The 17,858-nt window shown below is 37.7% G+C and carries 14 protein-coding genes; 6 read left to right on the forward strand and 8 right to left on the reverse strand.

The genetic code is table 11. From position 1 onward, the window contains the following. Positions 1-384, reverse strand: a complete 384-nt coding sequence (locus PSH54_RS17790; RefSeq protein ID WP_273588242.1) for a response regulator — start codon at positions 382-384, stop codon at positions 1-3. A 466-nt stretch (positions 385-850) separates the two neighbouring features. Here PSH54_RS17790 and PSH54_RS17795 point away from each other — a divergent pair, with 466 nt between their 5' ends. The 6 genes from PSH54_RS17795 to PSH54_RS17820 all read left to right on the forward strand — a co-directional run bounded on the left by PSH54_RS17795 (position 851) and on the right by PSH54_RS17820 (position 7,589). After that, on the forward strand, positions 851-2,173 hold the full coding sequence (locus PSH54_RS17795) for a hypothetical protein (RefSeq protein WP_273606737.1): 1,323 nt from the start codon (positions 851-853) through the stop codon (positions 2,171-2,173). 139 nt (positions 2,174-2,312) lie between these two features. After that, a complete protein-coding gene (locus PSH54_RS17800) occupies positions 2,313-3,617 on the forward strand; it encodes an ABC transporter substrate-binding protein (protein WP_273606738.1) in 1,305 nt (434 codons plus the stop codon). Between the two features lie 118 nt (positions 3,618-3,735). Beyond that, positions 3,736-4,608: a carbohydrate ABC transporter permease gene (locus tag PSH54_RS17805; protein ID WP_024033631.1), complete on the forward strand. Its 873-nt coding sequence runs from the start codon at positions 3,736-3,738 to the stop codon at positions 4,606-4,608. A 2-nt stretch (positions 4,609-4,610) separates the two neighbouring features. Then, the gene (locus tag PSH54_RS17810) at positions 4,611-5,441 is read left to right on the forward strand and encodes a carbohydrate ABC transporter permease (RefSeq protein WP_273606739.1); all 831 of its coding nucleotides are present in this window, start codon (positions 4,611-4,613) and stop codon (positions 5,439-5,441) included. 10 nt (positions 5,442-5,451) lie between these two features. Next, the gene (locus tag PSH54_RS17815) at positions 5,452-6,465 is read left to right on the forward strand and encodes an ABC transporter ATP-binding protein (protein ID WP_273606740.1); all 1,014 of its coding nucleotides are present in this window, start codon (positions 5,452-5,454) and stop codon (positions 6,463-6,465) included. Positions 6,466-6,629: 164 nt separating this feature from the next. Further along, positions 6,630-7,589 (forward strand): sugar-binding transcriptional regulator, encoded by a 960-nt coding sequence (locus PSH54_RS17820; RefSeq protein ID WP_004586535.1) that lies wholly within the window; start codon positions 6,630-6,632, stop codon positions 7,587-7,589. Between the two features lie 883 nt (positions 7,590-8,472). On the opposite strand, the gene PSH54_RS17825 is transcribed toward PSH54_RS17820, so the two are convergent. The 7 genes from PSH54_RS17825 to PSH54_RS17855 all read right to left on the reverse strand — a co-directional run bounded on the left by PSH54_RS17825 (position 8,473) and on the right by PSH54_RS17855 (position 17,858). Next, positions 8,473-9,249: a DNA/RNA non-specific endonuclease gene (locus tag PSH54_RS17825; protein ID WP_248530882.1), complete on the reverse strand. Its 777-nt coding sequence runs from the start codon at positions 9,247-9,249 to the stop codon at positions 8,473-8,475. Between the two features lie 466 nt (positions 9,250-9,715). Continuing rightward, positions 9,716-10,540 carry an alpha/beta fold hydrolase gene (locus PSH54_RS17830; RefSeq protein WP_273606741.1) on the reverse strand — a complete coding sequence of 275 codons (825 nt, stop codon included), beginning with the start codon at positions 10,538-10,540 and terminating at the stop codon, positions 9,716-9,718. A 338-nt stretch (positions 10,541-10,878) separates the two neighbouring features. Further along, the gene (locus PSH54_RS17835; protein WP_273606742.1) at positions 10,879-13,710 is read right to left on the reverse strand and encodes a response regulator; all 2,832 of its coding nucleotides are present in this window, start codon (positions 13,708-13,710) and stop codon (positions 10,879-10,881) included. Then, positions 13,707-14,870 carry a hypothetical protein gene (locus PSH54_RS17840; protein WP_273606743.1) on the reverse strand — a complete coding sequence of 388 codons (1,164 nt, stop codon included), beginning with the start codon at positions 14,868-14,870 and terminating at the stop codon, positions 13,707-13,709. The genes PSH54_RS17835 and PSH54_RS17840 overlap by 4 nt, the downstream gene beginning before the upstream one ends. Before the next feature lie 9 nt (positions 14,871-14,879). Beyond that, positions 14,880-15,695: a type II secretion system F family protein gene (locus PSH54_RS17845; protein WP_273606744.1), complete on the reverse strand. Its 816-nt coding sequence runs from the start codon at positions 15,693-15,695 to the stop codon at positions 14,880-14,882. Beyond that, positions 15,692-16,567 carry a type II secretion system F family protein gene (locus PSH54_RS17850; protein ID WP_264389527.1) on the reverse strand — a complete coding sequence of 292 codons (876 nt, stop codon included), beginning with the start codon at positions 16,565-16,567 and terminating at the stop codon, positions 15,692-15,694. Before PSH54_RS17850 ends, PSH54_RS17845 begins: the two co-directional genes overlap by 4 nt. Further along, a complete protein-coding gene (locus tag PSH54_RS17855) occupies positions 16,560-17,858 on the reverse strand; it encodes a CpaF family protein (RefSeq protein ID WP_273606745.1) in 1,299 nt (432 codons plus the stop codon). The genes PSH54_RS17850 and PSH54_RS17855 overlap by 8 nt, the downstream gene beginning before the upstream one ends.

Genomic DNA, 17,858 nt, shown 5'->3' on the forward strand with positions numbered 1-17,858 from the left:
TTATTCGCTTAGTTCGAGGCGTTTCATAACAGAATTAACTTTTTTAGCGTTAAAAGGTTTTTCTATAAAGCCTTTAGCGCCTAATTCCCATGTGTTTTGCACGTTTTCAAGGGTGTTATGACCCGAGCACATAACAACGTGAGCGTGAGGGTAGCTATCATTAATATGTTCTAGAATATCAGAGCTTTCAGAATCAGGTAAGTCCACATCCAAAAATATGACATTGGGTAATTTTTTATCAAGAAGGGGTTTTGCAGAAAGGTAATCGTTGCTTTCTAAAATATCTTCAAAGCCTAGCTCCGTTAATATTTGGTTTAGGTAGTCACGTATTTCCTTAACATCATCAATAATAAGTATAGGCTCAAGCGGGCGCACAAATTCCATATGTTAATTACTTCTATTTTTTATACATCTAAAGTAATTTAATTTTATGCTAAGCACTGTATAAGCTCAAGAAAGTAAATCAAAAAACAACCAATTAGCGCTTTTACGCGCCTAAACCTGCCGTATTAATTAAACGCCCATACCATTTAATTGGTTAATAAATGTTAAATAACGATCTTCAATAGCCCTCTACAGAACACTTTAAATAAGACTTTAGTCATAACTGGCAATTTTATTTTGGAATTCAAAACTATTAAACCCTTGTTTATAAATGTAAATTTTTATAAGTGCGATTTCATGTAAATGTTTTGTAATAAAAGATGTTGACGTTACATTATTCATTTGTGATTATGCTCATTAGCTGAGCCAATGCCCATTACGAAGTTTAAAAACACATTTAAATAAAATGCCCATTTGCTTTAGCTGCACACTGAAAATACACAACACACTAAATAGAGAGTTCATTATGTTAAATAATAAGAAAGCTAAATTTGCGCTAACTTTAGTAGCAGCAGCGTTGGCGGCGCCTGCACAAGCAGAAATGTCAGATTACTTTGACCGCCTTGACGTTAACTTTCTAGCAATGCAAAACTTTCAGTCTATTCAAGCTAAAGACGGTGCATTTCGTCCTGGAGATGAAGAGCAATCATCAGGTTTTGGGCGTATTAGAGCTAACTTAATGCTTAAGTTTCATATAAATGAATACATTACTGCCGACATTGATATAGCCGAAGAGCCAAACGATTTTGGCGGCGGCGACCGTGATTTTTCGTTCCATAACGACTTTGCAGGTATTGAATTTGATTTACTTGGCTTATACGGCACACCAAACGAAAACGAAAATTTAACGCTTCGTTTAGGTAATATTGGTGCGTCTCCATTTCAGTTTAAAGGTTTTCAAGACGGCGCTGATAACCAAGGTAATGCCTTAATTGGTAACGGCATTAACGACTACGCAACCGCAGAAAACGGTGCACAATTAAGCTACACAGAAACTTTTGACAGTGGTGTGCTTCGATCTTATAACGTAGCGGGACACATTACTACATCAAGCTTTGGCGAAGCATTTCAAGAAGATAGGGGCTTTAACTACCGCTTACAAGGTACATTAGAGTTTGAAGGTGGCTTTAAAGTTGGCTTAAATTACTTACAAGCTAACCAAGGCGACCAACTTCGTTTTGAAAATGGCGTAGCGAGCTTAGATGGACTCACAACAACAAATTACCGTTTTGGTGATGGCGAAAACTATAACTTTTCGGCTTCTCCTTCAAGCGAACGTGATACTCACGTAGGTGTTATGCCAGGGCTTGATCAGTCTATCATTCAATTAAATTTAGCGTATCAGCCATCAGATCAAACCAGCATCATTTTAATGTTGGGTAAATCGTCTGACGATTATACCTTTGCAGACTCTGCAGGTAACGCAGTGGCAGGTATTACCTACTTTGGTACAGATGGCGTGGCAGACGAAAACGGTACTACGTTTGATTCTAACAGTGTAATTAAAGGCGAAAGCTCAGTAGAATATTACGCAGCTGAAGTACAGCAATATATCATTCCTGAAAAACTTTACGTAGCCGCACGCTATGCAGAGTCAGAAAACACTTCCGATTTAATCAGCCAAAACGATAACACCGTTGAGCGCTTACAAGTAGCCGCAGGTTACTGGTTTACAGATTCTACACTTTTAAAAGTTGAGTATGTAAACCAAGAAGAAGGCGCAAACTCAGGCGGCCAAATTGGTCGTGGTTTTGACGGTTTCACCTCAGAAATCTCAGTTAAATTTTAAATAGCTTACTAACTTACTGTTTGGTTTAAAGGTAATTTCAGCGCTGTAAATACGTTGAAATTACTCACCGCTTTATTTACTAAGGCGCTTTACAGTTATTTTTTAAGCGTCATTTAACATATTTATGAGGGTTAACCCGATGAAAACTAAATTATTAATGCTCGCGTGTTCAGTTATGGCTATTAACGTAGCCGCTAAAGAAACCATAACCATTGCCACTGTTAATAATGGTGACATGATCACCATGAAAGAGCTAAGCAATCATTTTGAAGAACAAAACCCAGATATTTCATTAAAATGGGTAACACTAGAAGAAAATATTTTACGTCAACGTGTAACAACCGATGTTGCCACAAAAGGCGGCCAATACGATGTAATGACAATTGGCACATATGAAGTGCCAATTTGGGGTAAACAAAACTGGCTAACTGAGCTTGATAACCTAGGTGAAAATTACGACGTTGATGACTTACTACCGGCTATTCGCAGTGGTTTAACCATAGATAACAAATTATACGCGGCCCCATTTTATGGCGAAAGCTCTATGGTTATGTACCGTACAGACCTAATGGAAAAAGCCGGCCTAGAAATGCCAAACGCGCCTACGTGGAGCTTTATTCAAAAATCTGCAAAAGCGATGACCAATAAAGATGAAGGTGTTTATGGCCTTTGCTTACGTGGTAAAGCAGGTTGGGGCGAAAATGTTGCTTTAATTACTTCAATGGCAAATTCGTTTGGCGCTCGCTGGTTTGATGAAAATTGGAAACCACAATTTAATACCCCTGAGTGGAAAGCCACACTCCAGTACTATGTAGATGTTATGAAAGAGTCTGGACCTGCGGGGTCGTCAGCAAATGGGTTTAACGAAAACCTAGCGTTATTTCAAACGGGTAAATGTGGTATCTGGATTGATGCAACAGTTGCTGGCGCATTTGTAACCAATAAAAAAGATTCTGAAGTCGCTGATAAAGTAGGCTTTGCACTTGCACCAGATATTGGCCTAGGTAAACGTGGTAACTGGCTATGGTCATGGACACTTGCAATTCCTTCTAGCAGTAAAAAATCTGATGCTGCAATGAAATTTATTAGCTGGGCTACATCAAAAGAGTACAGCCAATTAGTTGCCGATAACAAAGGCTGGGCAAAAGTACCGCCGGGTACTCGCGCATCACTTTATGAAAACGAGCAATACATGAATGCAGCACCGTTTGCACAAATAACGCTTGATTCTATTAATTCGGCCGACCCGAAAAACCCTACTGTTAAACCCGTGCCTTATGTTGGCATTCAGTTTGTTGCTATCCCTGAATTTCAAGGAATTGGCACTGCTGTTGGGCAGCAGTTTTCCGCTGCACTTACTGGGCAAATGACTGTTGAGCAAGCGCTTAACACATCACAACGCCTAGTTGAGCGCACAATGCGTAAAGCACGCTACCCAAAATAAATAAGTAGGCGGGTAAGTTTAACGCTTACCTCGTATTTTTCGTCAGCATTAGCATGTTATCTAGTAGCCGCTTGTCGTTGTTGCTAAGGTTAATGCTGACTTTTTGAAGGTCACTGATATGGCAACTACACAGTCTCGTACGCTTGCACGCATAATGCTATTTCCTAGTGTAATTTTATTACTTGGATGGATGATAGTGCCGCTGTGCATGACACTCTATTTCTCGTTTGTAGATTACAACTTACTTATTCCTGGTGAACGTGAATTTGTAGGCTTTTTAAACTACGAGTTTTTTTTAACAGATCCCGCATTTGTTGAATCCTTTTTTAATACCCTTTATTTAGTAACGGGTGTATTAGCTATCACAATTTGTGGTGGTATCGGTTTAGCTGTTCTCCTCGACCAAGCAATATGGGGGCGAAACTATGTTCGTATTATGGTTCTCGCCCCATTTTTTGTTATGCCAACCGTATCGGCTTTGGTGTGGAAAAACATGTTTATGAACCCTGTAAACGGATTATTTGCACACTTTGCAATTTGGCTCGGGTTTGAACCTATCGACTTTTTTGCGCAAATGCCTTTGTTTTCAATCATTATTATTGTTTCTTGGCAGTGGTTACCGTTTGCTGCGTTGATATTACTCACAGCAATTCAATCCCTTGACCGCGAACAACTCGAAGCTGCCGATTTAGATGGTGCAGGACCTTTTAGTAAGTTTTTTTACATCGTGCTGCCGCATTTATCACGCGCCGTTACAGCTGTTATTTTAATTGAAACTATATTTTTACTGTCTATTTTTGCAGAAATTTTAGTGACAACCAGTGGCGGGCCTGGGTATGCATCAACCAATATTACTTACTTAATTTACACCCAATCGTTATTACAATTTGATGTAGGCGGGGGCTCAGCAGGGGGCATAGTTGCAGTAATTATTGCCAATATTGTAGCCATATTTTTAATGCGCCTTATTGGTAAAAACTTAGAGGGTTAATCATGGCTAGTGCAGCAAATAAAAAATCAAAACTAATTTATACCCTGGCAGCATGGACCATCAGTGGGATGATATTTTTCCCAATTTTATGGACAATAATCACCAGTTTTAAAACTGAAGCAGAAGCAATATCAGCCACACCAGCGTTATTTGCTTTTGATTGGACACTGGAAAACTATCAAGATGTGTTAGCCCGCTCGCCGTATTTTGATCACTTTTGGAACTCGGTGGTTATATCACTCGGCTCAAGTTTATTGGGCTTATTAATAGCCGTACCAGCCGCGTGGTCAATGGCGTTTGTGCAAACGAAAAAAACTAAAAACCTACTTATGTGGATGCTTTCTACAAAAATGCTCCCGCCGGTAGGGGTGTTAATTCCTATTTATTTACTCTTTAGAGACTTTGCTTTATTAGATACAAAACTGGGCTTAGTTATTGTTATGACCTTAATAAACTTACCGATTATGGTATGGATGTTATACACCTACTTTAGAGAAATTCCGGGTGAAATTTTAGAGGCGTCACGAATGGATGGTGCAACTATTGGCGAGGAAATATTTCATGTATTACTGCCAATCGCATTACCCGGCATAGCCTCAACATTACTGTTAAACGTAATTTTGGCATGGAACGAAGCATTTTGGACACTCATTTTAACCGCTGCGAATGCCGCACCACTAACGGCATTTATTGCCAGTTACTCAAGCCCAGAAGGGTTATTTTACGCCAAGTTGTCGGCAGCATCTGCCATGGCCATTGTGCCAATATTAATTCTTGGTTGGTTTAGTCAAAAACAATTAGTGCGCGGCTTAAGCTTTGGCGCAGTAAAGTAGGAGAACACACATGGGCAGCATCACACTAAAAAAAGTAACTAAAAGTTTTGATGAAGTTAACGTAATTAAACCGCTTGATTTAGAGATAAAAGACGGTGAATTTATTGTATTTGTAGGGCCATCGGGCTGTGGTAAATCAACATTACTACGTATGATTGCCGGATTGGAAGACACAACCAGCGGCACAATTGAGATTGATGGCCAAGATGCAACACAGACGCCACCGGCAAAACGTGGATTAGCTATGGTCTTTCAGTCGTACGCTCTGTACCCGCACATGAGTGTACGCAATAATATTGCGTTTCCACTAAAACGTGTAAAAGTAAGCCCTGCTGAAATTGAAAGTAAAATAGCAAATGCCGCTAAAATACTTAATTTAACTGATTACTTAGACCGTAAACCAGGGCAATTATCGGGCGGGCAACGCCAACGTGTTGCAATAGGGCGTGCAATTGTTAGGCAACCGTCGGCTTTTTTGTTTGACGAACCACTTTCAAATTTAGATGCATCGCTGCGTGTAAATATGCGCTTAGAAATTTCTGAGCTACACAAAAGCTTAGCTACAACAATGATTTATGTAACACATGACCAAGTTGAAGCGATGACAATGGCAGACAGAATTGCGGTATTTAATGGGGGGATTATTGAGCAAGTTGGTACGCCACTTGAGCTGTATCAGCACCCGGTAAATAAATTTGTGGCAGGCTTTATTGGTTCACCAAAAATGAACTTTATTGAAGTAGATAACGATAGCCATGCACAAACGCACAGTTTGGGTGTACGTCCTGAGCACTTTGAAATTTCCACTGAGTCAGGAACTTGGCAAGGTACTGTGGGCGTAATCGAGCATTTAGGTTCTGAAAGCTTTTTACATGTAACTATTAACGATGGCAGTACGGTTACGGTAAAAGCAGATGGCGATTGCCCACTACAATATGGCGATACAATTTATTTAAGTGCGCCTGAGCACAAGGTACATAGATTTGATAAAAATGGTTTAACGATTAAAAACCCAACAGTTTAATCCGCCGTTTTCAGCCAATACTTTAGGAATAGCAAATTTACCTAAAGTATTGGTTATTAAATTAATGTGACACTTCGGCATTTTATAAATGAATGATATATTTGCAAATATTATAAAATGATTTATCGCTAAAACTAAGCGGCTTATCAAAATAAGAGGTTTATGTGGCAAAGCTATCAAATACAGAAATACGTAAGCTCGATGATGCAGCTAGAGCAGGGTGGCTCTATTATGTTGCGGGTAAAACACAAGACGAAATTGCCAAAAAGCTCAATGTATCCCGTCAATCGGCTCAACGTATGGTGGCATTATCTGTAAGCCAAGGGCTTATTAAAGTAAGGCTCGATCATCCTATTGCTAAATGTATGGATTTAGCGGAAAAAATTAAAAGCCGTTTTGGCTTAGACTCTTGTGAAGTAGTGCCTAGCGATGGCTCAGATCCAAACTCAACAGTGGGTTTAGCTCAAGCCGGTGCTGCTGAAATACAACGCCATTTAAAATCAGAAACACCGAAAATTTTAGCTATGGGTACTGGGCGCGTATTACGTGCATGCGTTGATGAACTGCCAACGTTAGATTGTAGCCAACACAAAGTAGTGGCGATGCTAGGTAACATGGCACTTGATGGGTCGGCTTCACCTTATGATGTAGTTGTTAGAATGGCCGAGCATATAAATGCAAAGCATTACCCAATGCCGCTTCCTGTATTACCAAGAAGTGTTGAAGAAAAACAGCAATTGCATTCACAACATAATATTACCAGTAACTTAAAATTGGCCACTCAAGCCGACGTAACGTTTGTGGGTGTAGGTAGCCTAGGTGAAAAATCGCCATTGCATATTGATGGCTTTGTTGATGAGCAAGAGCTAAAAGAGCTACAAAATTTAGGGGCTGTGGGCGAAATGATCAGCTGGGTTTACGATAAACGCGGCCAATTAATTGACTGCACTGTAAACCAACGCGTTGCCAGTACGCCATTAAAAATTGAAGGTAATAAACAAATTTACGCTATAGCCGCCGGTGAAGATAAAGTACTTGCGATACTTGGTGCAGTTAGATCGAATATGATCAGCGGTTTAATTACTAACGAATACACAGCAGAACGTATTTTAAGTATGGATTAGCTAAGGTTGTTTTAGGTAGTTTTTTAAAGTCTACGGATAATAACTGACAGAATGAGCCTTTTATTTTTCAAACAGGAAAATTAACAGGCTCATTTAAAATACCAATAAATTTAGGCTTTTTAGAAAACGTTTTAAATAGCGCTTTAATAAAAGAGCGCCGCAATGAAAGAACGTTGATGAAAATAGCAAAGCAAAAACTGATGTGGTTAAAATTTTAAAGTAGCCAATGCTTAAAGTTCTTTGTAACTAATATAGCTAGTAAAGTTTAAGTGTAATGGATAATAAAAGCATAATGACCAGGAATAAACTAAAAACACATAGCAAAGTAAGGCTTGATAAAGCTTGGTAAAAACAACCTTAATGTCCGATACCGTCTAGTATTGGACATAGCAAGAGTGTAATACACACTCCTTATTATAATATACATAACTTCCTATAATTTATATTATGTTAAATAGGCTGAGTTAATACATAATCATAGTAACTATGCGTCTATTATTTAGGTATAAACCCCTATTTCTGGTGTTTTGTAATAGTCTTTTAAAGTTGGTCTTTCAGTTAACCGTTTAAATTGTTATGCACAGTAACTTTTAACAACAACTTACGGACTACTTTTTACACTGATATTTTCGCAACTATTTATGTAGCCTTTCAATCTTATAAAACCAAGCAATTACAAATTCCATATAGCAGCCTCTATATTCCCTTTATAAAAATTAATTACCTTTTTTAAACAGGCTCAAATTTTGTAATTTTCGTTTCTATCATTTTATTTAAAGCTAACTTATTGCTACAAGATTTATCTCGCCTCATATCAGGTTTAATTTAAAGCCTTAGATTTAAGTTCTTCAAAACCTAAGGCTTTACTCAAAAATAATATGACTTAGTTACAACCTAGTTCTGACCTTAAACCATACACTGATGATTCAATTGTTTGTGCACTGTTGTACGATAAGTTTGGCATTACATTTATACCCGAGCGCGATTCAACTTCATCAATACTTACCTCGGTATTACAAAAGTTATCACTGCGATTTGCTGTTTGCTCCATAATAAATGCAGATGCTTTAATTGTGCTACCAGTTTGCTGCATAACAATTTTAAAATAGCCACTTGGAATCGTATGGGCTTCGTTAGCTTGTGGTAACTCTGCAAAATAATATTCGTATAATGGACCTGTTACTACATATAAATCATTTCCATTTCCTACGTGATTTCGAACTGCAGATTCAAGCCTAACCCATGGGCCTTGATTTAATGCGGATGATTGCGGCGTAATATTAGAAAGTAAGTTTGTTAGTTTCCAATCAGCCGTATTGCTAAAAGATGCTAATGGAACTTGATGGCCTCTATCGGTATTTATTGTTGCATATGCATCGGTGTAATCACTAGGCTCTAACGTGTAATGTGAGTATAGATCAGGATCGGCTTTCCAACTTCTGCTTCTCGATGGTCCACTCATAGTGCTAGTCGTAACATGGTAAGCCACCCAATCTGCAAACTTTGTATAACGATTATTTTTTAAAGTATAAATACTTCGCTCAATTGTATTGCCATTATCTAAACCTGTTGGGCAACCTTGTAAACAGTTGTCTGCACTTGCGCTGTGTGCAAAACATAAACCTGTAAGTACTATTGATGCCTTTATTATTGTCTTCATTGTTTTATCCTCAATTAAATGAGGGGAAAAATTACCAGTGCATTATTACAGCAATATGTATCTAACTAATTGTTTATAAATACAATAATATCGTCTTAGGCTTTTGGTATTACTAATAAAAGTCGCGAGTATACAGCTACCCTCGCCTTATATTCAACGTAGTAACGTCACTTGTAGACCTAGCGATTAAAGGGGTTTTTATACAACTACACACATTATGTTAAATTAGCTTATTTTTAGTTTCTCATGCGTAATCACCCTAATTTAAAGCGTATACGCACACTTTTAATGTATGAATATCGAGCAATTAATAGCGACTTTACTTAAATGGTTTAATACAAAAAATAGATGAAAACAAAAAAGCCGTTCGAGTAACTAATTATACAAAAATTAATACAGCTCAAACGGCATGGTGTTATATACATGTTAGCCAAAGTGGCTAACTAGGCTTTTAAATTAAGATATTTTAAAACTTTTTATCAGCCAAAAATTCACCCATTAACGAAGTTACTCGTTCTGGTTTTTCATCTATAACCCAGTGCCCTGCTTTTTCTATCCAAGTTAGTGTTGCATTTGGTAAGGTTTGAGCTAACTGAGGTGCATATTTAGGTTTTTGAAAGTTATCTTCATCACCCCATAAAATGAGGGTTTCATGCTTTAAGCTTTTAAGCTCACCGGCAATTGCTTGTGTGTACTCTTTATTAAGTCGGCGCATATTATTGAATAACGCTGCTTTACCTTGCTCATTACTCCATTGCTTTAAATACTGTTTTTTCAGCTCATCGGTCATTATGCTTTTATCGTATACACCTTTTGGCATAAATTCATTTAGCGTATCAACAAACTCATCAACCGATGTTTCTTGCTCTACACCAGGCTCAAGCAAAGGTTCAAACTCGGGTATTGGCCAAGAATCAAAGCAAACACTATCAATTAATATTAAGCTGTTTACTTTTTCTGGATAATTTACCGCCATGAGTTGTGCTATTCCGCCACCTATATCATGAGAGGCAACGTTTGCTTTAGCAATACCTAGCTCATCCATAAATTGACTGATTATTTTGCATTGGGCATTAATTGATACATCGGTATTTTTTGGCATATCCGATTCGCCGTAATTGAGTAAATCAGGTGCAATAACACGATGTTGCTCACTCAGTGTTGGCATAACATTTCGCCATAACGATTTATTAGTCGGAATACCATGTAATAATAGTAGAGGTGTGCCCTCGCCCATTTCTTGATACGCTATTTTGTGGCCTTCAACGGTAATGGTTTGTGTTTTACTCATACTTAATATCCTCATCAATATTTAAAATTTAGCCTAAACCTTTGTATGTATAGTGATGAGCAATTATCATCCCAGCTTGTTTTTAAAATATTTTTTTTGATGTTTTAATAATTACAAAAACCTGAGAGCGTTTTAAAATGCGGTCTGCGGCTATTAATAGTAAGTAGGATTTATTTTGAGTTAAGCGAAAACAATAAAAAATAAAGAGTTATAAAATAACCTTCATTTTTAAAATTATGAAATAAAGTAGCAGCTACATGAAATAATTACTGCCAGTTTGGGCCTATTAAAAATAATAGGCCCTGTGTATTTTACAGTTTTATATTGTTTAATTTGGACTAGCTTAGCAAATGCTTAATTTTATTAATTAATACTTGCTGCTTTACTGGTTTTTCAAGCATGTCGTCAAACCCAAGTTCAACATACTTAGCATTACTATTTGTGTCAGAATCTGAAGTGTGGGCAATAATTTTGGTTTGCTTGTCTGCGTTATGTTTTTTTATTTTAAGCATCGCGTCAGTGCCCGAGAGTTCTGGCATAACAATATCCATTAAAATAATATCGTAATTATTTTGCGACACCATCAACATAGCTTCTATTGCATTGCTTGCATAATCTATTGCTACGTTTTCATCTTTCAGCATGGCTTTAATAACCATTTCTACGAGCGGTTCATCATCAACTAACAACAACGATTTGGTGTTGTTAAATTCTGTATGCGTTGTAGTTACAGTAATGGACTCTTGCTTGTTTGCACTTACGGGTAACAATTCTACGGTGTTAACTAATAACGATAAATTAATAGATGTTGTTTTACCGCGCTCGTGCACAGTAATATTTTTACCGCCGAGCATTTTAAAAATTGAGATAAAAAACCGCAGCTCTAATGTAGCATCAAAATTAATATCGCTTTCAAAAGACTGTTGTTTGCATACCATTTGTAACTGACTATAAAAACTCCCCTGATTTGCTAAGTTATTTATAGAAAAACCCAGCGACAAATAATGTTTACCTTGCTCGTTAATCAGCTCAGAATTTAACGACAATTTGCCTTGATGTGTGCTTTCTATAAGCTCACTAGCAAGCTGAATAATTAATTGCATAATCAGTTTTTCATCACTGCTTATGCCTTTATCTATGGGCATATTGTTATTAATGATTATATTTTTATCATCAGAGTCTTTATTAAGAATATCGGCCGTATTTTTAAGTAAGTCAGCTAAATTAATAGCGCTCATTTTAAGCTTTAATTTACCGGTATCGGTTTTATTTATATTAACTAATTGCTGCACAACACAACTTAACTGTGTGCATGCATTTTCTAACTCATTGTTAAAATTGCCTTTACTGTTTTTATAATTAAGCTCTACTATAGATTGCAGTGAACTAAGTGGTGCTTTTAATTGCATTGCTAAGCGTGCTACAAATTTATCTTTTAGCTGGTTAGCTTGCTTAGATTTTTCTACTACTTGGGCAAGTAATAACTCTTTTTGATGCGCTTGTGTTTCATCTCTAAAGTAACAAACAAAGCCACCAAAGTCGGTATGCCTTTGCACAACGGTGATCCAGCGGCCATCACTAAAGCCGATATCTATTAATTGGCTATGTTCATTAGCTAATTTATTATGCTCTTTATAATGCGTAATAATATTATTTTGTTGAGATATACTCATTATTTGGCTGTAACTTAATTGCTTATTGTTTTGAATAACATGAGAAAACAATTCGTTAAATGCCTGGTTAGTTATTACCGGAAATTCGTTACTATTAAAAATGGCAAAGCCATGCGGCAGCGCATCAAGCGAGCTTGAAAACAGCGATTCTCTATTAAGTATAAGGGTGTTTTTTTGTTTAATTTCGTCATGTAAGCGCCTTGGTAAACGTAAAAAATAATAAACAAATGCAAATATAGCTAAGCTAATTAATGCCAGTTTAAATAAGTCGAACCTAGATACATTAGCAGGCGTTATCGGTTTAATGGGTTGCACATGCAAGCGCCACGTAGCAGGAAAACGGCTACTTGCTGCGCTTATGCTGTTAGGGATAGTTTTAACATTTAGCTCCCCCCTACTTCCTAATATAAACTGAGGGGTTGATATAAATAAATTATAATTTTGCGTATTTAGCTTACCTATTATGGCATTTAAAAACTTACTTAAATCAAAGGCTGTGAGTGTATAAATAGCGCTATTACCCATGTTTATTTCTGAAATTAAAAACGCTGTATCGGCTACAGTAAATACCTCTACTGATTGTTTATTTGCTCGCATTGAAAATGCATTTAGCCAATTAGTAAAGCCGTAAGCTGCTAAATCAAAGTTGTTTTTAGACCATATGGCAAGTTGTTTATAGTCATTATCAAATACAACAAAACCTTTATACGTTAAACTGCTTGATACCTGCGTTTTTACTAAATCACTTAATTGTTGCTGAGTATAACTTTGTTGGCTTTTTAAAAAGCCTGCGACAATTTTATCTTTTTGAGTAATATAAAGTGCTTGGTTGTCAAAACGCTCTAATGCATCAAACAGCGTTTGCCTTAACTGCTGAGTTTGTATGGCATAGGCACTTTTTTTGTCTTTTTTATCTAACGTATATAAAAGCAAAGCCGAGAACGAGCAAATAACCAGCGCAATTAAAAAGGCCACCGGCGCTAAGCTAAATAAGTGAACAAATCTATTCAGTGATTTTGTCTCACTCGGTTTAATTGTCTTAGTTAGGGTAAAATGCTTATTAAGCTGGGTTTGCAGTAATTGCGCAAAAGATACAAATTGCTCTTTTTGAGAGCCAATAAGTGTTTTAGGTGAAATATCGGCAATGATCAGTACGCCAATTAAGCTGTTATCTAAATTATAAATGGGGTATTGAGAGTAAAAACGGACCTGTTGGCAGCGCCCTTTTGTTAGTGGGTCAAATAAGGTGTCTTCAATTATGTAGAGTTTTTCTTGTGTGCACGTTTGTGCCAAGCTATTTAATTCACTGTCGGCTTTGTATGGGTCATCGCAGCTAATAATTTGTTGCGTATACAAGGCATTATAATCAACGAATTTAACAATAGAAACATCATAAAACTGCTTCATTAGGGTCAGTGTTTCGGTTATTTCTTGTTTTATTTCATCTACTTGTGTGTTGTTAAATTCATTTATATTATTTGCATATGAGCTGTTCATGGGCGCACTCCTTCACCTTTCGGCGGTGTAGAAATCCAACGCGTACTGTTAGCACTTGTATGTGATGGAAGTTTTACTCTAAATGGCGGAAGTAAGTTATTTAAAGCAGGTTCGCCTTGTGCATTTAACACCGGCTCTGCCGAGGTTAAATTGAGCGAAGCCTCGCAGTAAGTTACGCCAGGCTCTATGCCAATAAGGGCCAGCGTTTGAATAATTATGTCGTTATTTATTAAATCGATACCTAGCAGCTCAAAAGTTGTTTCTAAAATAGTAAATACCAGTGTTTCTACTATATTTTCATCTTCTTCTAGTTGCGTACCTTGGGGGCAGCAAATACTGCCTAGCTCTACATCTACACTGCTTGCTACACCTATGAGCGAAAGTGCATCAAGCGCGGTTCCTAATAACACTTCAACTTGTGGCAAATATAAATCAAGAATATCGCCTTGCGGCTCATACCCTGTTTGGCAACTATTGCACGACTGCGATAATTGCTGACTGTCTATGCCTAGTAACGGATTACCAAGCGCAGTTACACCAACCAAGCAACTACTATCGGCTTGTTTTTTAGCAATTGAAAAGCTTTCGCATGGGTTACCAGTAACTACCTTTTGAGACATATAGCGCGATACAATCTCGTCACCTGTTGCGGGGCACGCTAATGCTGTACTTTTTAGTAATTGCCCCATTACGGAGTTACTTAATTGGCCAATGGCATAATTAGGGCCTTGTTGTAGCGCATTTATATAACTTACATTGCCACTATTAGCGGTGTTACTAACTCCTAAACTATCTGAAAACTCATCACTTAAACTTTTTATACACGGGTTGCCTTGGCAATTAGGCGCATCGTAATAAATGGCTTCTCGTGAGGTGAACCTGTCATCGCGTATCCCAATTAAAGCGCGGTATGTTGCATTTGCTTGGCGGTCTGTGTAAAAAATTAAAGGGGCTTGGTGCTCATCAAACCCAATGGCGATTCCTAAAGGAGTGTTATTAGCATCAACCACTGTTATTTGGTTATCTACTTTTGTGTGATAGCGCTTAATAAGTGCATCGCGCACTAAAATAACACCCCCAATAGAGCCAATAATTAAAATGGTAATAATTAAAATCAGCTCAATAGTGAGTATGTAGCCCTGTTGGTATTGTTTATTCATAGAGCGCTCCTATAGCACTTCAACCAGCATTTTTAGTACATTCATTACCTGCAACGCCGCAGGAAAAAACACCAGTACTAAAAACATAGGAAAACAAATTAAGATAATGGGAAAGGTGGTATGCAATGCTTTTTTATTTACTTTTTTAGCTAATAAAATATTTTTTTTAAGCGCAAAGCTTTCTAATTGTGACTCAACCGCCTGTATTAACGGGGTGCCAAGCTTAGAGCCAATAAGCATTAAATTAGCTAATTTTTTTAAACCCGAAACCCCTGTTCTGTCATATAACGAATTAAAGGCTGTTTCGCGGTCTTTACCAGCACTGAGCTCAAACAAAAATAGTTTAAGCTCTTTATATAAAGGGTGTTTTTTACTTAACCCATGATCAACCGCTAAAGCAAATGCGCGCTCTAGCGAAAAGCCAGCGCGCATATACACTAACAGCACACTTAAAAAAAACTCTAAGCTATTGTTTATTTGCACTTTACGCTGGCCTTTTTTAAATAAAAACCACATATCAGGCGCAAAAAAGCTAATAAAACAGATAATGGCTACAAGCGGTGTACTTAATACATAACCAGTGATCTCTATGGCAGTATAAGCACAAAATGTGGCGGCCATTTTAAAGCAGTACATGCTCAATAAAATTTTATTTAACTGATACCCTGCCTGTCTAAATTGGCTTTTTGAAATAACAATTAATGGATACCAATTTATATTGGTTCTGATAGGTTGCTGAACCTCAGCCTTTAATGACTGCTTTTGAATATGGATAAATGCACCCATACTCACCAATAAGCCAACAAATAAAAATAGGTCTATCATAGCGTTACCCTCAAGCTTAGGCGAAGCCATAAAAAGCCAAATAACTGGCAAAGCACCGCAACGGTAATAAAGGCCATGCCATTGGGGTTATTTAACAGCGGATCGAACCAGGTTGGATCGGTGTAATTAAATAAAGGCACTAAAGCGTAGGGTAAAACGCCACTAAACAGCGCAGCGTATTTAGTACCAGAAAGCTTAGCTTTGAGCTGCTGGCGATCTAGCGTTCTTAACGACATCATTTTGCATACACTTTTAAGCATGTCAGTTAAATCGCACTGGCTTTGTGTATGAGTAATTATGCTATGTGCAAATAACCGCACGGTTTCACAGTTGTAGCGTTTAATTAAAGGGGCAAACGAGCTTTGTATATCACTGCCCATATTTAAGCGCTGCAGTAATAAATGACTTTGCGGTTTAATGTATTTATCGGCGTGTTCGTCGGCAAATTGCATAGCCTGAACAAGTGAAAGCCCAGTACTTAAACACGATTGTACGGTTTCTATGTACTCTAAAAATAAGTGCTCAAACTTGGCTAATTTATAGTGCGCTAAATCAATAATCACAATAAAGCAGGTTATAAATACAACCAAAGAAACGATTAATGCACTCGTAGTTGCTTGAGGATAAAAGTACTGTGCAACATACCAAGTACTGGTGGCAAGCGAGCAAGCAACGCTTATAAATAAAGCATTACTGATGTTAATCCCAAGTACCCGCAGTGACACTGTGATAATGTCTTTTTCTTCGAGTACATCGACCTCGTGCTTAGTATTTGTAGCGTGTGTTTTTACTTTAAGTGTTATAAAAACACTCAGTGCTAAAGTAAATGACATAATACTTGCTATGGCCAGTAAGTAATCAAGTTTATTCATAATTACGCTCCCTGGCCGGTTGCAGTAATGCACTTATTTCGTTTGCATTGGCACCTTGGCTTTGCATAAAGCTCACCACGCTTGAGGTACTAATTGCCTTATCATTTACTTGCTCGGTATCACTTACGCTATACAGCGCAGAGTATTGCGCACGTGCGTCTACTCGCTTTATTTCGCCAATACTTTTTAGGGTTCTTACACCGTTTGTATTTCGAGAAACATGCACAATTAACTGAATGCTTGATGCGATTAATGCGCTGGTGTGGGTATCGCTTAGCTGCGCGTTATGTAATTGCACTAGCGTTGATAATCGGGTTACCGCATCGCTTGCACTATTAGCATGTACGGTGGTCATTGAGCCTTGGTGCCCGCAGTTCATGGCTTGCAGCATGTCTATTACTTCACCTGCGCGTACTTCACCTACAAGTATTCTATCGGCGCGCATTCTTAGTGCCGCTTTTACTAAATCACGCAGGGTAACGGCGCCTTTGCCATCGTTGTTGGTGTCGTGCGCCTCTAATTGCACCACATGATTATGGTGCAAATTTAGCTCTGCACTTTCTTCTATAGTTACTACCCGCTCGTTAGTATTTATTGAATTAGCCAGTACATTTAACAAAGTAGTTTTGCCTGCGCCGGCATTACCACACACTAAAATATTAACCCCTAAGGCCACCGCGGTTTTTAAAAAAGTGAGGCAGTTTTTGCTTAAAAACTTATTGTCGATTAAAAAATCATCGTTAATTTTTTTGTGGTTAAATTTTCTAATCGAAACAATAGCAGCACTGGTGCATGCCGGTGGCACCACAATATGTACCCTGCTGCCATCTTTTAGTTTGCCATCTACAATGGGAGTCAGTGCGTTAACTTGTCGAGCGCAACTATCAAGTAATCTATCAACAAAACGACGTAAGTGACGTTCATCGTCAAACTTACTGGCTGTACATAGCAATTTACCTTGCTTATCTATCCAAATATTTTGCGTATCGTTAATTAGAATATCGCTTACTTGGTCATCCAGCATAAATTGCGCTATTGGCCCTAAACCTTGTATTTCGTCGTAAACGGCTTGTACTACTTGAGCTTGTTGATGGCTGTTAAATGATGATTGTGCAAATTCGTCAATATCACTGCAAAGGGCAGATATTTTTTCGAGCAACGCATCATTCAGTAAAGCACTTGGGTCTTGCTCGTATTCTTCAATTACTGCATCGTGGAGAATTTTTTTAAGTGATTCAAACGTATTTAAATTGGTTTCTACAGACTCTGGTTTACTTGATAAATTAAACAT

This window comes from Pseudoalteromonas sp. Angola-30, from assembly GCF_028599215.1.
Taxonomy (GTDB): Bacteria; Pseudomonadota; Gammaproteobacteria; order Enterobacterales; family Alteromonadaceae; genus Pseudoalteromonas; species Pseudoalteromonas atlantica.

Bases quoted from the DNA above. Each gene is read 5' to 3' on its own strand.
- PSH54_RS17835 (WP_273606742.1), bottom strand. From the start codon at position 13,710: ATGAACAGCTCATATGCAAATAATATAAATGAATTTAACAACACACAA.
- PSH54_RS17805 (WP_024033631.1), top strand. From the start codon at position 3,736: ATGGCAACTACACAGTCTCGTACGCTTGCACGCATAATGCTATTTCCT.
- PSH54_RS17815 (WP_273606740.1), top strand. From the start codon at position 5,452: ATGGGCAGCATCACACTAAAAAAAGTAACTAAAAGTTTTGATGAAGTT.
- PSH54_RS17800 (WP_273606738.1), top strand. From the start codon at position 2,313: ATGAAAACTAAATTATTAATGCTCGCGTGTTCAGTTATGGCTATTAAC.
- PSH54_RS17840 (WP_273606743.1), bottom strand. From the start codon at position 14,870: ATGAATAAACAATACCAACAGGGCTACATACTCACTATTGAGCTGATT.
- PSH54_RS17790 (WP_273588242.1), bottom strand. From the start codon at position 384: ATGGAATTTGTGCGCCCGCTTGAGCCTATACTTATTATTGATGATGTT.
- PSH54_RS17855 (WP_273606745.1), bottom strand. From the start codon at position 17,858: ATGTTTAATTTATCAAGTAAACCAGAGTCTGTAGAAACCAATTTAAAT.
- PSH54_RS17795 (WP_273606737.1), top strand. From the start codon at position 851: ATGTTAAATAATAAGAAAGCTAAATTTGCGCTAACTTTAGTAGCAGCA.
- PSH54_RS17810 (WP_273606739.1), top strand. From the start codon at position 4,611: ATGGCTAGTGCAGCAAATAAAAAATCAAAACTAATTTATACCCTGGCA.
- PSH54_RS17850 (WP_264389527.1), bottom strand. From the start codon at position 16,567: ATGAATAAACTTGATTACTTACTGGCCATAGCAAGTATTATGTCATTT.
- PSH54_RS17845 (WP_273606744.1), bottom strand. From the start codon at position 15,695: ATGATAGACCTATTTTTATTTGTTGGCTTATTGGTGAGTATGGGTGCA.
- PSH54_RS17830 (WP_273606741.1), bottom strand. From the start codon at position 10,540: ATGAGTAAAACACAAACCATTACCGTTGAAGGCCACAAAATAGCGTAT.
- PSH54_RS17825 (WP_248530882.1), bottom strand. From the start codon at position 9,249: ATGAAGACAATAATAAAGGCATCAATAGTACTTACAGGTTTATGTTTT.